The sequence below is a fragment of the Enterococcus sp. 7F3_DIV0205 genome (assembly GCF_002141365.2).
GTDB lineage: Bacteria > Bacillota > Bacilli > Lactobacillales > Enterococcaceae > Enterococcus_L > Enterococcus_L palustris.
On record NZ_CP147244.1, the window covers coordinates 2,775,514 to 2,791,868 of the forward strand.

Consider the following 16,355-nt stretch of genomic DNA (forward strand, 5'->3'; position numbering starts at 1 on the left):
TTATGTTATATCTACGTTTAGCTTATAGCAATATTAAGAAAAATCGTGCGGTATACCTCCCATTTTGTCTTGCGGCAATTTTTACGGTCGTGTTAAACATGATCATGCAAATTATGAGGAATAATCAAGGGCTGGATCACTTGCAAGGGGCAGAGTCATTGAAAGTGATGTTTGACTTAGGAAATAAAATTATTATGATTTTCACGGTAGTTTTTACATTTTATACGCATAGTTTCTTAATGAAACGTCGTAAAAAAGAATTAGGCCTGTACAATATTTTAGGGATGGATAAGAAGAATCTAACTGTGATGATGTTTTTTGAAAATCTGATAACGTTAGCTATTACGTTGCTTGTGGGGTTACTAGCGGGGGCTATTTTATCTAAGTTGATGTTTTTGATTTTAAAACGTCTAACGGGTTTTGGTGCTGATTTTGTCTATGCATTTTCTGTTGAATCCCTAGGACAAGTCACGTTATTGTTTATAGGTGTTTTTTTAGTAACGTTTTTATATGACACATGGGAAGTCAGAAAAACCAAACCGATCGAATTGTTCGGGCAAGGAAGTTCTGGTGAGAAAGAACCTAAGTCTAAATGGTTGTTTAGTGTAGCGGGAATTATTTGTTTGGGAATTGGCTATGGTATTTCTGTGACGATCACATCACCAGTAGAAGCACTGACACAATTTTTTATTGCAGTAGTTTTAGTGATCATTGGTACATACAGTATTTTTATCGCAGGTAGTATCACTTTATTAAAGGTATTGAAGAAAAATAAAAAATTCTATTATCAGCCAGATAACTTTATTTCGATCTCTAGTATGATTTTTCGAATGAAGCAAAATGGCGCAGGTTTGGCTACGATTTCTATTTTATGTACGATGGCATTAGTGACAATTTCTTCTACTGTTTGCTTGTATATTGGGCAGGAAAAAATCATCCAAAGTAGAAATCCATTTGAAAATTCTGTGGAAGTGGCTTTACCCATGGAAGAAACCAAAAAAATCATCCATGAAGAAGTAAAAAAACAAAGATCAGCAGTTAAAGATGTTAAATACGTAACACTTTCAGGTAATTTAGTTACGCTGAAGCAACAAGATGATTCATTTGAGCCTTTAAAAGAAGCTTTTTCAAATTATAACAAAGTCGTTGGGATTCGTTTTTTGGCACTAAGTGAATACAATCGTTTAGAAGATAAAACATTGACATTAGCGAAAAACGAAGTGTTTGTTTACCCAGTTACTGGAAATTATAAAGAAAAAAGTATCACGATCGGTAGTAAAGAATTCCAAGTGAAAAAAACGCTAGAGCAATTTATATTTGCTCCGAAAGAAGAAGACGCAGTTTTAGGTTCGCTTATTCTCGTGATACCAGATGAAACAGCGACAACATCGTTTTATACTGAAATAGCAGATGAATTCAAAGAGTCTGTTTTCAAATTTGTACCAACCCCTGCTTCTATAGTAAGTTTTGAAGTATCAGGTACATTGGTTAAACGGATCAAAGTATCGAATGCATTACAAGGAAAATTTCAAGAGATTGTAGCGGCAAATGGCGATGAGAATTTAGAACGCTCGTTGTCAGTAACGTCGATCGATAAAGACCGAGAAGAAATGCGTTCATTATACGGCGGTTTTTTCTTCTTAGGAATTATTTTTGGGGTCAGCTTCTTAGTGGCAACAACTCTGATTATTTATTATAAACAAGTTTCGGAAGGCAGCGATGACCGTGAACGTTTTACGATCATGCAAAAAGTTGGTTTGAGCCATAGAGAGGTAAAAAAAGCGATTCAGCATCAAATTTTATTGGTTTTCTTTTTACCGATTATTGTTGCTGTGATCCATTTAAGTTTTGCCTTTCCGATCATTAAGAAGCTGATGGTACTATTTGGGTTAATGAATGCTAATTTATTATTTGTGACAACTGTTGGGTGTGTGTTGATTTTTTCATTAGGTTATTTTGTGATTTATTGGCGTACCTCGAAGGTATATTATCAGTTAGTCGAGAGGTAGATAAAAAGAGTGGGACATAACTCTTCGAGTCATATCCCACTCACATGGAATCCAGGTAAACGGTGGGAGCAAAAGCAATCTTATCGGAAATAAGCTGAAATTCACAAAAATTTGAAGAGCAATTTTCGTGAATTCCTTCTTATTTCTCGGGATTAAACACTCCTGTCCCAACCTCTTTTTTAAGAACGAAATAATTTATGCCAAAAACTTTTCTTTGATTGTTCTGTTTCGGAAGTTTCAGCAGTTTGTTTTGGATATTTTTGTTCAATATCGATTATTTCTTCATTCACGGCTTCTTTAGCTGTGAAAACTAAGCCCAAAGCATCCGGTGTATTTTCAACAAAATCATTGACCACGGTAAAGGATAATTGTTGTTCATTGATCAATTTGATATAAGCCGCCTGTAAACTCATTTCCATCGCCCCATTCAGCAAAACAGTAGCATCTGGATGTTTTGCCAATTCTTTTAAGAAATTCGCTTTATCTTCTGTATTTTTCATCTGTGTAATCGTCATCGTCAAGTAACAACGCTCGCGGAAAGTACCCATATACTTGCGTTGTTCTTCTGGTTTTAGTAGCGGGGTGCCATACATTGCATTATCTAAATGTTTCTGTAAGTCATCTTGTGCCATTAATTATCTAACCTGCTTCCATCTAGTCTTATTTCAAATTATAGCATAGAACAAGTGAGAAGCGCCTTGAAGAACTGTATTTCTTCGCTAATTGAGAATGGATAAAAGCGAAAAAAGTATTGCTTTTATTCATAACATCGCATAGACTAAGAAGTAAGAATGAAAATCATTCTCAATTAGAAAGGTAGAACAAAAATCTTGTGCCATTCTCTGGCATGCGTATGTTTTATCTTTTTTCAGAGGAAGTAGTTTGTAAAGCTAGATAAAAAGAAAAGCGAAGCAAGCTGAGTTTAATTTTGGGTATTTCATTCTAGCAAGTAGAAAAACGGAGCAAGTATATGAAAAAAATAGGCCTATTTGTTCTCTTACTCCTTTTGATCGTATCATCGATTTTTGTCGGAGTGAAAGATATCTCTCTGACACAATTATTTCAATGGGATTCACAGCAACAATTAGTTTTGTTAACAACAAGGCTGCCTCGGACGATCAGTTTAGTGATTGCAGGAAGTACGATCAGTATTTCTGGTTTGATCATGCAGCATTTAACACAGAATAAATTTGTTTCGCCTAGTACGGCAGGGACGATGGATAGTGCACGTTTGGGGATTTTAGTTGTCATGATTCTATTTCCTAGCGCGCCATTATTATTCAGATCCTTTATTGCCTTCTTGTTTGCTTTTGGCGGGACGTTAGTTTTTATTTATTTAACACGCTTTTTACCTGCAAAAAATCAAGTTATGATTCCGCTGATCGGCGTGATGTTTGGGAATATCATTGGTTCAGTGGCGACATTTTTTGCCTATCAATTTCAATTAGTTCAAAATATGTCTTCTTGGCTGCAGGGAAATTTTTCTACAGTGATGAAAGGCAATTACGAGTTGCTTTATCTGACGATTCCGTTATTGATTATCACATATCTTTTTGCGTATCGTTTTACCGTAGTTGGCATGGGAGAAGATATGGCGACAAATCTGGGCTTGAATTATCAGCGTATTCAGCTATTTGGCTTAGGCATTGTGGCTTTATCTAGTGCGGTCGTCTTGATCATGGTAGGAAATATTCCGTTTTTAGGCGTGATCGTTCCTAATCTTGTATCCATGCGTTATGGCGATCATATGAAAAACACTTTGGCGATCACAGCAGTTGGCGGAAGTATCTTTTTACTAGCATGTGATGTGTTAGCTCGTGTGGTGATTGCACCTTATGAGGTGCCCGTCAGCGTCGTAGTAGGCGTTTTAGGTAGTTTTATTTTTATCGCATTACTGATGAGGAGGAAAACAGCATGAAAAAATTCTTCCAGTCATCCGCGGTGAAAATTATTGCATTGTTGATAGCCGTGATTGCAGTCTGTGCTTTGTATCTATCCTATAAGACATATGGGAATTGGGCCTTTGCTTTAGAACTTAGAGGGAAAAAGTTATTAGCTTTTGCTTTCGTTGGAATCGCTGCGACGTTTTCGACGATTAGTTTTCAGACGATGACGCAGAACCACTTTTTAACGCCGAATATTTTAGGCTTGGATTCATTGTATGTTTTTATTCAAACTGTACTGTTCTTTTTTTTAGGAGGACAGCAGCTTTTAGGGAATGAAACAATCGCGACATTTCTTTTGAACGTTTTATTGATGGTCAGTGCGAGTACTATGTTGTCTCGTTTCTTATTGAAAAAGGGCGGTAATGATCTCTTTTTATTGTTGATGATCGGAATTATTTTAGGAACGTTTTTCAATAGTATCAGTACTTTTTTACAAGTTGTGATGGATCCTAATGAATATGATTTATTGCAAGGGAAATTATTTGCCAGTTTTGGTAATGTAAATAGTCAGCATCTCTTGATTGCAGGTGTTTTGATCACACTTTTGGTAGGCTTCTTATGGATAAAAAGTCATGCGCTGGATGTGTTGCATTTAGGAAATGAGCAAGCGACCAGTCTAGGGATCAATGTTCCTAGGTTTCAGTTTGTATTGTTGACGGTCATTAGTGGATTGATTGGACTTTCGACAGCTTTGGTAGGTCCTGTAACTTTTCTTGGATTCATTGTGGCAAATATGAGCTATCAGTTAATGGGTACCTATCGACATCGTGAGTTATTTTTAGGTGGTAGTTTATTATCGATCTTATTACTAGTATTTGGGCAGTTTCTTGTAGAGCAAGTGTTTCAGTTGAATACGACGTTAAGTATTGTGATCGAATTTGGCGGCGGTGTCTATTTTGTTGGAAAGATTATTAGTGAAAGGAAGCAGCGCAGATGATCGAAATCAAAAATGTTTCAAAAAGATATGGTGAAAAGATTGTTGTTTCAGAGGTTCAATTGCCAATTACAGAGCAAAAATTAACTGCGTTTATCGGTCCGAATGGAGCGGGGAAAAGTACGTTGCTTTCAATGATGAGTCGCTTGATTCCAAAAGATACGGGTGAAATTTATTTAGATCATAACGAAGTAAAGACTTGGAAACAAAGTGAACTGTCTAAAAAGCTATCGATTTTAAAACAAACGAATGGTATCAATCTGAAAATTACGGTTCGAGAGCTAGTTAATTTTGGGCGTTTTCCTTATAGTAAAGGGCGTTTGAAAAAAGAAGATCATGAAAAAGTCGAAGAAGCAATGGAAAATCTTGGGCTATTAGATTTAGCAGATGAACTGATCGATACATTGTCAGGTGGGCAATTACAGCGAGTGTATATTGCGATGGTTTTAGCGCAGGATACGGATTATATTTTACTGGATGAACCACTGAATAATTTAGATATGAACTTTGCGGTTCAAATGATGCAGACGTTACGTCGTTTGGTGGATGAATTTGGTAAAACTGTCATTATCGTATTACATGATATCAATTTTGCGGCAAGTTATGCAGATGAGATCGTCGCGATGAAAGATGGTCGATTATTTACTCATGGTAGTACAGATGACATTATTCAATCAGAAGTGTTGAATAAGCTTTATGATATGAACATCCGAATTTGTGAAATTGAAGGAAAACGATTTTGTATGTATTTTAATTAGAAAAGCGGAGAGCGTTGTTCAGCCTTTGAGAAAATTAATAGAAAAAAAACTTTAATCTATTGTAGAAAAAATGTAAAAACATTAATTAAACTGGGGGAAATAAAATGAAAAAGAAATTCTTAGCAATTGCAACAGTATCAATGATTGCACTTCTTACTTTAGGTGCATGTGGTAACAACGGGAAAAAAGCAACAGACGGTTCAGCTTCAAAAGAATCAAGTTCTGATGCAGCAACAACGATCACAGTAAACGATTCAAATGGCTCAGTAGAAGTTCCTAAGAATCCTAAAAAAGTTGTTGTATTTGATAATGGTTCACTAGACACAATGGATGCGCTAGGTGTTGGAGAGACTGTTATCGGTGCACCAACAAAAAACTTGCCTAAATATTTAGATAGCTATAAAAAAGTAGAATCAGCAGGTGGAATCAAAGAACCTGATTTAGAAAAAATCAATCAACTTAAACCAGACATGATCATTATTTCTGGTCGCCAACAAGACTTCCAAGATAAATTAAGTAAAATTGCACCAACAATTTATCTATCAGTGGATGCTAAAGACACATGGAATTCCACAAAGAAAAACATCGAAACATTAGCTGAAATCTTTGATAAAAAAGACGAGGCAAAAACAAAAATCGCTGATTTAGAAAAAGAAATTACAGATGTTAAAGAAAAAGCACAAGCAAGTAATCAAAAAGCTTTAGTTGTTCTGGTAAATGAAGGGCAACTGTCTGCATATGGAACAGGCTCTCGTTTTGGAATCGTTCACGACACATTTGGCTTCAAACAAGCAGATGATGCAATTGAAGCATCTACTCATGGTCAAAGCGTTTCGTATGAATATGTATTAGAAAAAAATCCAGATATTTTATTTGTTGTTGACCGTACAAAAGCTATCGGTGGCGATGATACAAATGATAATGTAGAAAATAATGAATTAGTAAAACAAACAAATGCTGGTAAAAATGATAAAGTCATTTCTTTACAGCCTGACGTTTGGTATTTAAGTGGTGGCGGATTAGAATCTACACACTTGATGATTGAAGATGTACAGAAAGCGTTGAAATAAAAATAACAGAATAGACCTACATTCATATTATCTAACAGAAAATTGAATGTAGGTTTATTTTTTGTTAAATACATAAATTCTAATGGTTTTATCTAATGAAAAATGAATAGTGCTTGATCAATAAATTTTAATACCTATATTGACGCTTCTTCTCTCTTTATGCTACAATCCTTGTAATACATTATCTATTAAAATTAAATGTGAAGATGAGGAAAGTATTTTTCAGATAACTCAAAGAGAGTCTCGGATGGTGGGAAGAGACAGTGAATATGGAAAAGAAAATGGCCTTTGAACAAATTGATCGAATATATTGAGATCAATTCAGGTGCGCCTGTTACAGCGCCTCAGTATGGTTGTACTGAAAGAGTGGACTTTTTATAAAGTCAATTGAAGGTGGTACCGCGAAAGTATAAAACTCTCGTCCTTTTATAGGATGAGAGTTTTTTGTTGTGAATCACTACGATTGGCTCCGCCAGAGTAGATGATGAACAATACTTGGCGACCAACGGGAGAGAAGTTACCATACTAGTGAATCACTACATGGTGTTCCAATCGCATCAAATTCTAAGAGCTAAAGCTCAAATAATTGAAGGACTACGATTGGCTCCGCCAGAGTAGATGATGAACAATACTTGGCGACCAACGGGAGAAAAGTTACCATACTAGTGAATCACGGGTCTTCGTTTTGATCTTATTATTGTAAAACAGGAGGAACAAAGTGATTCGATGATGAACAATACTCAGCTTTTCTGACATCTACACAAAAAGGTAGGAGTAGTTAATGTATACAGATACTGAAGGGGGAAACAAAATGAAGAAAAAGTTATTAGTCGTAAGTGCAGTATTAACGGGATTATTATTAACAGCATGCGGGGGCAACGACAAAAAAGAAACAACAAAGAGTGAAGAAGGAACAATCGCAACAAGTCAAAAAATCAAAATCAGCTCACCAGTACCACTTTCAACTTTAGATACTACCCAAACAATGGATAAAAATACATTCACGATCGTTCAGCATCTTTTTGAAGGACTGTATCGTTTTGATGACGACAGTACACCAATTCCAGGACTAGCAGAAAAAGCAGAAATCAGCGAAGACGGTTTAACGTATAAATTTACATTAAAAGATAACATAAAATGGAGTAACGGCGAACCAATTACAGCTCAAGACTTCTTATATTCGTGGAAAAAATTAGTAACACCAGCAACGATCGGACCAAATGCTTATTTATTAGATAATGTAAAAAACAGCAAAGCCATCCGCAATGGTGAGAAAACTATTGATGAGATTGGTCTTGCAGCACCAAGTGATAAAGAATTTGAGGTTACATTAGAACAGGCACAGCCATCATTTTTAACAGTCGTATCGATTGGTTGGTTAGCACCACAAAATCAAGCTTATGTGGAAAAACAAGGCAAAGATTATGCGACAGACAGCGACCATTTGATTTATAGTGGACCGTTTATCTTAACTAACTGGGATGCATCATCAGATACATGGACATTAAAGAAAAATTCTGAATATTATGATGCCGATAAAGTAAAACTAGAAGAAGTCAAAGTGAATACAATCAAAGAAGAGAATACAGGGATTAATTTATACCAGTCAAATGAGTTGGATCTAGTTCGGATCAGTGGTCAATATGTCCAACAATACAGTGACGATGCTGGCTATGTCACACATTCAGACGTCGCCAATTATTATTTAGATTTCAATAAAAAAGAAGGAACAGCGCCAGCAAATATCCATCTTAGAAAAGCAATTGCCCAAGCAATCGACAAAGAAGCCTTAACGAAAAACGTGCTAAACGATGGATCAAAACCATTAAATGGCTTGATTCCAAGTAACCTGTACAAAAATCCTGAAACTTCTGAAGACTTTAGAAAATTTAGTGGTGACCATTTAGTTCATGATGTGAAAAAAGCGCAAGTGGAGTGGGAAAAAGCCAAAGCTGATTTAGGCGATAAAATCAAGTTATCGCTTTTAGTTTCTGACGATGATAATGGAAAGAAAATCTCAGAATATGTCCAAAGTCAATTGCAAGAAAACTTAAAAGGTATCGAAATCACAATCAATGCGCAACCAAAAAATAATGTTTTACAAACGCGTAAAGATAAAGACTATGAACTATCGTTATCTGGTTGGATCGCAGGTAGCAGTGATTTAGATTCTTACTTTAATTTATACGCTGGAGAATCTGCTTATAATTATGGGTCATATAAAAATACTGACTATGATAAATTGATCACAGATGCACGTACAGTGAATGCCAATAAACCAAGTAAACAATTTGATAACTACAAAGAAGCAGAAGATATTTTACTAGATCAAGATGCAGCGCAAGTACCGCTTTATCAAAGTGCATCTAACTACTTGATCAATCCAAAAATCAAAGGAATCAGCTATCACTTATATGGTGATTATTTCAATCTGAGAACAGCCTATTTAGAAGATTAATCAGTTTCACGGAGGAGTAAATAATGAGTCAATTATTAGAACGATTTATCCGTTATGTCAAAGTCAACACACGCTCTGATGCAGCTAGTCAGACCGTTCCAACAACACAAGGACAAGTAGTATTTGCAAAAATCATTGAAAAAGAATTAGTGGGAATTGGACTTTCTGATATTCAGTACAATGAAAAAAATGGCTTTTTGACCGCTGCTTTACCCGCAACAACCAAAGAAAAGGTACCGACGATTGGGTTTATTGCTCATTTAGATACGGCAGATTATAATGCTGAGAATATTCAACCGAATGTTTTTTCAAATTATGATGGTCAAGATGTTGTACTAAATAAAAATCTGGGAATCGTCATGGAAGTTGAAGAGTTTCCCAATCTGAAAGATTATATCGGACAAACCTTGGTCACGACAGATGGTACGACTTTATTAGGTGCGGATGACAAAGCGGGAATCGTAGAAATTTTAGATGCAGTTGAATATTTATTGGCACATCCTGAAATTCCTCATGGAAAAGTCCTGCTTGCGTTTGGACCAGATGAAGAAATTGGACGTGGCGCTGATCGTTTTGATGCGCCAAATTTTCCAGCGGATTTTGCCTATACAATAGATAGTGGAAGAGTTGGTTGCTTTGAATACGAAACATTCAATGCAGCGCAAGCGGTGATCAGGATCGAAGGAACTAGTGTTCATCCAGGAACGGCTTATGGAACGATGGTCAATGCTATTAAATTGGGCGAAAAAATAGATGCGCAATTACCAAAAGATGAAGTGCCGGAAAAAACACGAGGCTATGAAGGTTTTTATTTACTGACAAAATTTGTTGGAAGTTTGGATCATGCTGAGTTGACCTATATTATTCGCGATCATGATAAGAAACTTTTCGAAAAAAGAAAACAAGAGCTTGCTAAAATCGTTAGTGAGTTAAATGAAACCTTTGATAAAGAGCGGATCACAATTGAATTTCTAGATCAGTATTACAACATGAAAGAGATCATTGAAAAGGACATGACTCCTGTAGAACTTGCGGTTAAAGCGATGGGAAATCTCGGCATTAAAGCAGATATTCAACCTTTTCGCGGTGGAACGGATGGTTCAAAAATTTCATTTATGGGGATTCCAACCCCTAATTTGTTTACAGGCGGCGAAAATTTTCATGGACAGTATGAGTTTATCACACTTGAAGCAATGGAATTAGCGTCAAAAACGATTGTAGAAATCATCAAAGAAAACACTGTTAAATCAAAGGATTGAGGAAAAAATTGATTTTCATATAAAAAAAAGTTGACAAAATTAGAGATTTCTAATATGATTGTCCTCAATAGCAAAGCTTTGAGAAAGAGGAGTAACAACACTGGAACTTTTCAGAGAGCTGATGGGACTGCGAATCAGTAAGGGATGGGTTGTGAATGGACTTTCGAGCGAAATGTTGAATCTTAGTAGGCATTTTCGGGAACTCCCGTTATAGAGTAAGGTCGTTGATAGACGACTGATAAGAGGAAAGAATTTCTTTCAAACTTGAGGTGGCACCGTGAATTTTTCGCCCTCAAACCACAGATTTTGTGTGGTTTGGGGGCTTATTTTATTGTAAAGCATGAAAAAAGTGGTTTACAGTAAAAGGTGTGCTAAGGAGAGAGAAGTAACCTTACTAGAAATCACCAAACGCTCTGATCCCAACTGATCAATAGTGAACAGCGATTCCAAGGTTACGATAAAGAATTTTTTTCATTGAGGTGGTACCGTGGATACTATTATTCGCCCTCACAAAACAGATAGAAGTCTGTTTTGTGAGGGCTTTTTGCTGTGAATCACTACGACTGGCAATGCCAGAGTAGATGCTGAACAGTACTTGGCGAGCAAAGTGAGAGAAGTAACCGTACTAGGAATCACTACGACTGGCAATGCCAGAGTAGATGCTGAACAGTACTTGGCGAGTAAAGCGAGAGAAGTAACCGTACTAGGAATCACTACGACTGGCAATGCCAGAGTAGATGATGAACAGTACTTGGCGACCGAAGTGAGAGAAGTAACCATACTAGGAATCACTACGACTGGCAATGCCAGAGTAGATGCTGAACAGTACTTGGCGACCGAAGTGAGAGAAGTAACCATACTAGGAATCACTATGACTGGCTATGCCAGGGTAGATGCTGAACAGTACTTGGCGAGCAAAGTGAGAGAAGTAACCGTACTAGGAATCACTACGACTGGCAATGCCAGAGTAGATGCTGAACAGTACTTGGCGAGTAAAGCGAGAGAAGTAACCGTACTAGGAATCACTACGACTGGCAATGCCAGAGTAGATGCTGAACAGTACTTGGCGACCGAAGTGAGAGAAGTAACCATACTAGGAATCACTACGACTGGCAATGCCAGAGTAGATGCTGAACAGTACTTGGCGACCGAAGTGAGAGAAGTAACCATACTAGGAATCACTATGACTGGCTATGCCAGGGTAGATGCTGAACAGTACTTGGCGACCGAAGTGAGAGAAGTAACCATACTAGCGACTCACTACACCAATTTTCGCTCCTATCAAACTCTAAAACAAAAAAACTAGAAAAGAGGAAATCACATGCAATTGATCAAAGAAATCCAAGCAGATTATCTAACGGCGATATCCGCCTTTTTAAGAATCCAAGGAACTAACAAATGCCTTTTAGAAAGCATACCCAGAGATAAAAGCAAAGGACGCTATTCGATCATTGCCTGGGATGCGGTTTCTGAAATCACTTGTTACGGTTACGAACTAACGATTGATGGAAAAAGAATCACTGCAAAAGATCCACTGAAAGAAATCGAAAAACATGTCTTGAAAAAAGAAGAAATTTCAGAAGAATTACCCTTTCAAGGTGGGGCAATCGGCTATGTTGGCTATGATGTGATTGCTTGTTATGAAGACATAGGGCAGCCTCCTTTTGATGAGTTGAATGTTCCAGATATTCATTTTTATCTGTTTGACTCTTACTTGATCTTTGATCATGTTGGGGAAAAGATCTTTTTGGTCGAAGCTGATAGCTATTCAAATCGAAGTGAAGTGGCATTAAAAGAAGCAATCACTCGAAAAATAAAAGAACTACAAATACCAAGTGAAGAAGAACAAAAAGAGCTGCGTTTAAAAAATTTAAATTATCAAAGCAACTTCACACAAGTGAGTTTTGAAGCAGCCGTCACCAAAATCAAAGGCTATATCAAACAAGGAGACCTATTTCAAATGGTTCCTTCACAACGTTTGACAGCTGATTTTGAAGAAGAGCCGTTTGATTATTACCGCAGATTACGTGTTACTAATCCTTCAACCTACCTGTATTTTCTAGATTTTGGTGAAACCTACGTTATCGGTTCTTCGCCAGAAAGTTTAGTTAGCGTGAAAAATCAACTCGTCACAACTAATCCAATTGCAGGAACGCGTAAAAGAGGAAAAACAGTGGAGCAAGATGCAACCTTAGAACAAGAACTGCTCACAGATGAAAAGGAACGTGCAGAACACTTGATGTTGATCGATTTAGGACGCAATGATGTAGGAAAAGTCAGTGAAATCGGTTCTGTTGAAGTACCTGTCTATATGATCGTCGAGAAGTATCGGTTTGTGATGCATTTAGTTTCAGTCGTGACTGGAAAACTAAAAAAAGAATTGACTGCAATGGATGCATTAAAATCAACATTACCTGCAGGAACAGTTAGCGGTGCACCGAAAATCCGAGCAATGCAGCGTATTTACGAAATCGAGCCCGTCAAACGAAACATTTATGCTGGTGCAGTAGGCTACTTATCGAAAAATGACCAGGCGGATTTTGCTATCGCGATTCGAACAATGGTCATCCATAAAAATAAAGCATATGTCCAAGCAGGTGCAGGTATTGTTTATGATTCTGATCCTACAAAGGAATATGAAGAGACGTTACAAAAAGCTAAAGCACTTTTGGAGGTGGGGCAATGATTTTATTGATTGATAATTATGATTCATTTACACATAATTTAGCTCAATTACTTGGAGCGGATCATGACGTAGTAATCGTTCGTAATGATTCAGCTGATATTTTCCGATTAGCAAGACAAGCGGATGCAATCGTCATTTCACCAGGGCCTGGAACACCAGCAGAAACGGGTCATGTAAAAGAAGTGACCCAGCAATTTTATCAACAGAAACCATTATTAGGGATTTGTTTAGGCCATCAAACAATCGGAGAAGTATTTGGCGCACAAGTGATAACAGCTAAAGAAATTCGACATGGTAAACAGTCAGTCATTACGACGCATAAAGATAGCAAGCTTTTTAAAGAGAGGGGTTCTGAACCTTCTGTGATGCGTTATCATTCTCTGGTCATTGATCCAAAAACAATACCTGAAGGATTTTTGATTACAGCAACAGCTACAGATGATCAGGAAATCATGGCAATCGAGCATCAAGACTACCCGATCTTCGGGATTCAATTTCATCCAGAATCAATTGGAACACCAAGCGGAGCTGCAATCATTAAAAATTTTATCCAACTAATGGAGGAAACATACTATGCATGAACTATTTGAAAAAGTATATAGTAATGAACATCTCACACGGATCGAAGCCGCGCAAGTTGCGGAAAAAATCTTTGAAGGTCAATTAACGGATAGCCAAATTGCGGCCTTTCTAACAGCGCTAAAATGCAAAGGTGAAACAGCAGAAGAAATGGCGGGAATCGCTGATACTATTCAGAGAAAAGCTGTGATGATCGATTGTCAAAAAGAAAATGTAATGGACAATTGTGGGACGGGCGGGGATCGATCAGGTAGTTTCAATATTAGTACAACTGCAGCATTTGTTTTAGCAGCTGGTGGTGTAACAGTTGCGAAGCACGGCAATCGCAGTATTTCCAGTAAATCAGGGAGTGCAGATATCTTTGAATGTTTAGGTGTAGATATCAGCCTTTCACCTGAAAAAACAAGCTTTATACTAAATGAAGTAGGATTAGCGTTTCTATTTGCTCCTCAGATGCATCCAAAAATGAAATATGTCATGAACGTCCGCAAAGAATTAGGAACACCAACCATTTTAAATTTAATCGGACCATTAACAAATCCTGTATCCTTGAACTCGCAATTAATGGGCACATATCGTCGAGATTTGTTGGAAGAAACGGCAAAAACCTTGAGCGAATTAGGCCGAAGCCGCGCAATAGTTGTAAACGGGGCAGGTGGATTGGATGAAGCATCTCTTGCAGGAACGACGCATTTTGCATTGTTGAAAGAGAAAAAAATCACGATGCATACGATCGAACCAGAAGAATTTGGATTTGCTCGTCTGCCTTTAGAAGCTATTCGTGGAGGTAATGCAACACAAAATACAGATACACTATTATCCGTTTTGAAAAATCAAGAAAGCCCTTATTTGGATACTGTTTTACTGAATGCTGGATTAGGTTTTTTCGGTAATGGTAAAGTGGAAACCATTCAAGAAGGAATTATACTAGCCAAAGACTGTGTGGCAAGTGGGGCAGCTTTAGATAAATTAGAACAATTGATACAAATACAAAAGGAGGTTGCGTAAGATGGATTTTCTAAAAAAAATTATCAATGAAAAACAACAAGAGGTAAAAGAGATGCCTTTAGAAATAGTCCAACCACTGCGAGAAACGTATTCATTTTATCAACAAGTCAAAGACAATCCTGAAAAAATGCATATTATCGGAGAAGTTAAACGCGCGTCTCCTTCTAAAGGTGCAATCAATTTGTCAGTGGATGTCATCGAGCAGGCCAAAGCATATGAGCAGGCAGGCGTTACAGCTATTTCCGTATTGACAGACGAGCATTTCTTCAAAGGATCGATTGAAGACTTACGTCAAGTTGCTGGACAAGTGAACATTCCAGTTTTATGTAAGGATTTTATCATTGATGAAAAACAACTAATTCGGGCAAGAAATGCTGGAGCGACAATCGTACTATTGATTGTTGCGGCATTATCTAAACAAAAGTTAGCAGAACTGTATACCAAAGCTGCAGTACTCGGTTTAGAAGTCCTTGTGGAAGTTCATGATGAGCAGGAATTAAGAACCGCAGAAGAATTGTCAGCGCGTTTGATTGGTGTAAATAATCGTAATTTGAAAACATTTAAAGTTTCACTTGGTGTTAGCCAAACTTTAGGTGAAAAACAAGAAACAGATGCGATTTATATCAGTGAATCAGGTTTTTCAAATGCTGAACAAGTTAAACTGGTAAAAGAGAATTATCAAGCTGTTTTAGTTGGTGAAGGATTGATGAAAGAAAATGATCCTAAAGAGAAAGTCAAAGAATTGCAGGTCTCACGATGAAAGTGAAAATTTGCGGCTTGAAAACCAAAGAACATGTTGATTTAGCAGTCAACTTTGGTGCAGATTATCTTGGTTTTGTTTTTGCAGAAAGTAAGCGTCGTATTACGCCTGAAAAAGCAAAAGAGATCACGAAAAATGTGCCAAAAAGAGTCAAAAAAGTTGGAGTTTTTGTTTCACCTAGTCATTCAGAAGTTGAGACGATCATTCATCAAGCTAACCTTGATATGGTACAGATTCATGGGGTGTTAACGACAGAGAAGTTTTCAGTTCCAATGATTCGGGCAATACCGGTGACTAAGGAAATACAAGAAACACTTGACCGAGAACCAGAGACGGATTTTCTACTATTTGATGCACCACCTAAAGAGTTTGTTGGTGGTAACGGTCAAGTTTTTGATTGGGGTCAACTAGATACAAGTTTCATCAAAGGTAAGAAGATAATCATCGCAGGAGGTCTGACTACGGAGAACGTCCAACAAGCTAAACAACGATTTAATCCATATGCTGTTGACGTGTCAAGTGGAGTAGAGACGAATGGCGTAAAAGACCCCAGAAAAATTATTGCTTTTCTAGAGAAAGCGATCTAGCTTCATGAGCCAGCATCTCGGAAAAAAGATAAAACCTGAATGTGACCAAGAGCGTCACTTCAATGTTTTCCTATTTTTAGTCGATGCTAATCGGCTCATTCAGCTTTTATTTATCTAGATTCACGGGCTAGCCTTTCGGAAAAAAGATAAAATATGCCTGCGACAAAAGGCGTCACAAACATATTTTTCTATTTTTCAGTCAAGGCTAAACGAGCCCGTTCAGCTTTAAAAACTATCTAGCTTCATGGGCTAGGTTCTCGAGAAAAAGATAAAAATAGAAAGTGACAGAAAGCGTCACAGT

At 37.2% G+C, this 16,355-nt stretch carries 14 protein-coding genes and 2 other annotated features; of the genes, 13 read left to right on the forward strand and 1 reads right to left on the reverse strand.

Going from position 1 to position 16,355, the window contains the following annotated elements:
* Window positions 1-2: 2 nt before the first annotated feature.
* Window positions 3-2,009 (forward strand): ABC transporter permease, encoded by a 2,007-nt coding sequence (locus A5821_RS12995; protein ID WP_086315174.1) that lies wholly within the window; start codon window positions 3-5, stop codon window positions 2,007-2,009.
* A 179-nt stretch (window positions 2,010-2,188) separates the two neighbouring features.
* On the opposite strand, the gene A5821_RS13000 is transcribed toward A5821_RS12995, so the two are convergent.
* Window positions 2,189-2,641 carry a YueI family protein gene (locus tag A5821_RS13000; RefSeq protein WP_086315177.1) on the reverse strand — a complete coding sequence of 151 codons (453 nt, stop codon included), beginning with the start codon at window positions 2,639-2,641 and terminating at the stop codon, window positions 2,189-2,191.
* Between the two features lie 338 nt (window positions 2,642-2,979).
* On the opposite strand from A5821_RS13000, the gene A5821_RS13005 reads away from it, so the two are divergent.
* The 12 genes from A5821_RS13005 (at window position 2,980) to A5821_RS13060 (ending at window position 16,054) form a co-directional block, all read left to right on the forward strand.
* Window positions 2,980-3,927, forward strand: coding sequence for an ABC transporter permease (locus tag A5821_RS13005; protein WP_086315179.1), 948 nt, complete (start codon window positions 2,980-2,982; stop codon window positions 3,925-3,927).
* Window positions 3,924-4,892, forward strand: coding sequence for an iron chelate uptake ABC transporter family permease subunit (locus tag A5821_RS13010; protein WP_086315180.1), 969 nt, complete (start codon window positions 3,924-3,926; stop codon window positions 4,890-4,892). Before A5821_RS13005 ends, A5821_RS13010 begins: the two co-directional genes overlap by 4 nt.
* Window positions 4,889-5,647, forward strand: a complete 759-nt coding sequence (locus A5821_RS13015; protein WP_069639184.1) for an ABC transporter ATP-binding protein — start codon at window positions 4,889-4,891, stop codon at window positions 5,645-5,647. Before A5821_RS13010 ends, A5821_RS13015 begins: the two co-directional genes overlap by 4 nt.
* Window positions 5,648-5,751: 104 nt before the next feature.
* Window positions 5,752-6,717: a siderophore ABC transporter substrate-binding protein gene (locus tag A5821_RS13020; RefSeq protein ID WP_086315181.1), complete on the forward strand. Its 966-nt coding sequence runs from the start codon at window positions 5,752-5,754 to the stop codon at window positions 6,715-6,717.
* A gap of 194 nt (window positions 6,718-6,911) precedes the next feature.
* Window positions 6,912-7,146, forward strand: a binding site (T-box leader).
* Between the two features lie 382 nt (window positions 7,147-7,528).
* Window positions 7,529-9,175, forward strand: a complete 1,647-nt coding sequence (locus tag A5821_RS13025) for a peptide ABC transporter substrate-binding protein (protein WP_170923039.1) — start codon at window positions 7,529-7,531, stop codon at window positions 9,173-9,175.
* 23 nt (window positions 9,176-9,198) lie between these two features.
* A complete protein-coding gene (pepT, locus tag A5821_RS13030) occupies window positions 9,199-10,434 on the forward strand; it encodes a peptidase T (protein ID WP_086315183.1) in 1,236 nt (411 codons plus the stop codon).
* Window positions 10,435-10,503: 69 nt separating this feature from the next.
* Window positions 10,504-10,731: a binding site (T-box leader), on the forward strand.
* A gap of 310 nt (window positions 10,732-11,041) precedes the next feature.
* The gene (locus A5821_RS13035) at window positions 11,042-11,740 is read left to right on the forward strand and encodes a hypothetical protein (RefSeq protein WP_339098740.1); all 699 of its coding nucleotides are present in this window, start codon (window positions 11,042-11,044) and stop codon (window positions 11,738-11,740) included.
* A gap of 15 nt (window positions 11,741-11,755) precedes the next feature.
* Window positions 11,756-13,120, forward strand: a complete 1,365-nt coding sequence (trpE, locus tag A5821_RS13040) for an anthranilate synthase component I (RefSeq protein WP_086315184.1) — start codon at window positions 11,756-11,758, stop codon at window positions 13,118-13,120.
* Complete coding sequence (locus A5821_RS13045) at window positions 13,117-13,701, forward strand: anthranilate synthase component II (protein ID WP_086315185.1); 585 nt, start codon at window positions 13,117-13,119, stop codon at window positions 13,699-13,701. Before trpE ends, A5821_RS13045 begins: the two co-directional genes overlap by 4 nt.
* Complete coding sequence (trpD, locus tag A5821_RS13050) at window positions 13,694-14,707, forward strand: anthranilate phosphoribosyltransferase (protein WP_086315186.1); 1,014 nt, start codon at window positions 13,694-13,696, stop codon at window positions 14,705-14,707. Before A5821_RS13045 ends, trpD begins: the two co-directional genes overlap by 8 nt.
* 1 nt (window position 14,708) lies before the next feature.
* Window positions 14,709-15,467 (forward strand): indole-3-glycerol phosphate synthase TrpC, encoded by a 759-nt coding sequence (trpC, locus tag A5821_RS13055; RefSeq protein ID WP_086315187.1) that lies wholly within the window; start codon window positions 14,709-14,711, stop codon window positions 15,465-15,467.
* The gene (locus A5821_RS13060; protein ID WP_086315188.1) at window positions 15,464-16,054 is read left to right on the forward strand and encodes a phosphoribosylanthranilate isomerase; all 591 of its coding nucleotides are present in this window, start codon (window positions 15,464-15,466) and stop codon (window positions 16,052-16,054) included. Before trpC ends, A5821_RS13060 begins: the two co-directional genes overlap by 4 nt.
* Window positions 16,055-16,355: the final 301 nt, after the last annotated feature.

Excerpts from the sequence above, each read along its gene's own strand:
- A5821_RS13015 (WP_069639184.1), top strand. The coding sequence starts at position 4,889 with ATGATCGAAATCAAAAATGTTTCAAAAAGATATGGTGAAAAGATTGTT.
- trpE (WP_086315184.1), top strand. The coding sequence starts at position 11,756 with ATGCAATTGATCAAAGAAATCCAAGCAGATTATCTAACGGCGATATCC.
- A5821_RS13010 (WP_086315180.1), top strand. The coding sequence starts at position 3,924 with ATGAAAAAATTCTTCCAGTCATCCGCGGTGAAAATTATTGCATTGTTG.
- trpD (WP_086315186.1), top strand. The coding sequence starts at position 13,694 with ATGCATGAACTATTTGAAAAAGTATATAGTAATGAACATCTCACACGG.
- pepT (WP_086315183.1), top strand. The coding sequence starts at position 9,199 with ATGAGTCAATTATTAGAACGATTTATCCGTTATGTCAAAGTCAACACA.
- A5821_RS13025 (WP_170923039.1), top strand. The coding sequence starts at position 7,529 with ATGAAGAAAAAGTTATTAGTCGTAAGTGCAGTATTAACGGGATTATTA.
- A5821_RS12995 (WP_086315174.1), top strand. The coding sequence starts at position 3 with ATGTTATATCTACGTTTAGCTTATAGCAATATTAAGAAAAATCGTGCG.
- trpC (WP_086315187.1), top strand. The coding sequence starts at position 14,709 with ATGGATTTTCTAAAAAAAATTATCAATGAAAAACAACAAGAGGTAAAA.
- A5821_RS13045 (WP_086315185.1), top strand. The coding sequence starts at position 13,117 with ATGATTTTATTGATTGATAATTATGATTCATTTACACATAATTTAGCT.
- A5821_RS13020 (WP_086315181.1), top strand. The coding sequence starts at position 5,752 with ATGAAAAAGAAATTCTTAGCAATTGCAACAGTATCAATGATTGCACTT.
- A5821_RS13005 (WP_086315179.1), top strand. The coding sequence starts at position 2,980 with ATGAAAAAAATAGGCCTATTTGTTCTCTTACTCCTTTTGATCGTATCA.
- A5821_RS13060 (WP_086315188.1), top strand. The coding sequence starts at position 15,464 with ATGAAAGTGAAAATTTGCGGCTTGAAAACCAAAGAACATGTTGATTTA.
- A5821_RS13000 (WP_086315177.1), bottom strand. The coding sequence starts at position 2,641 with ATGGCACAAGATGACTTACAGAAACATTTAGATAATGCAATGTATGGC.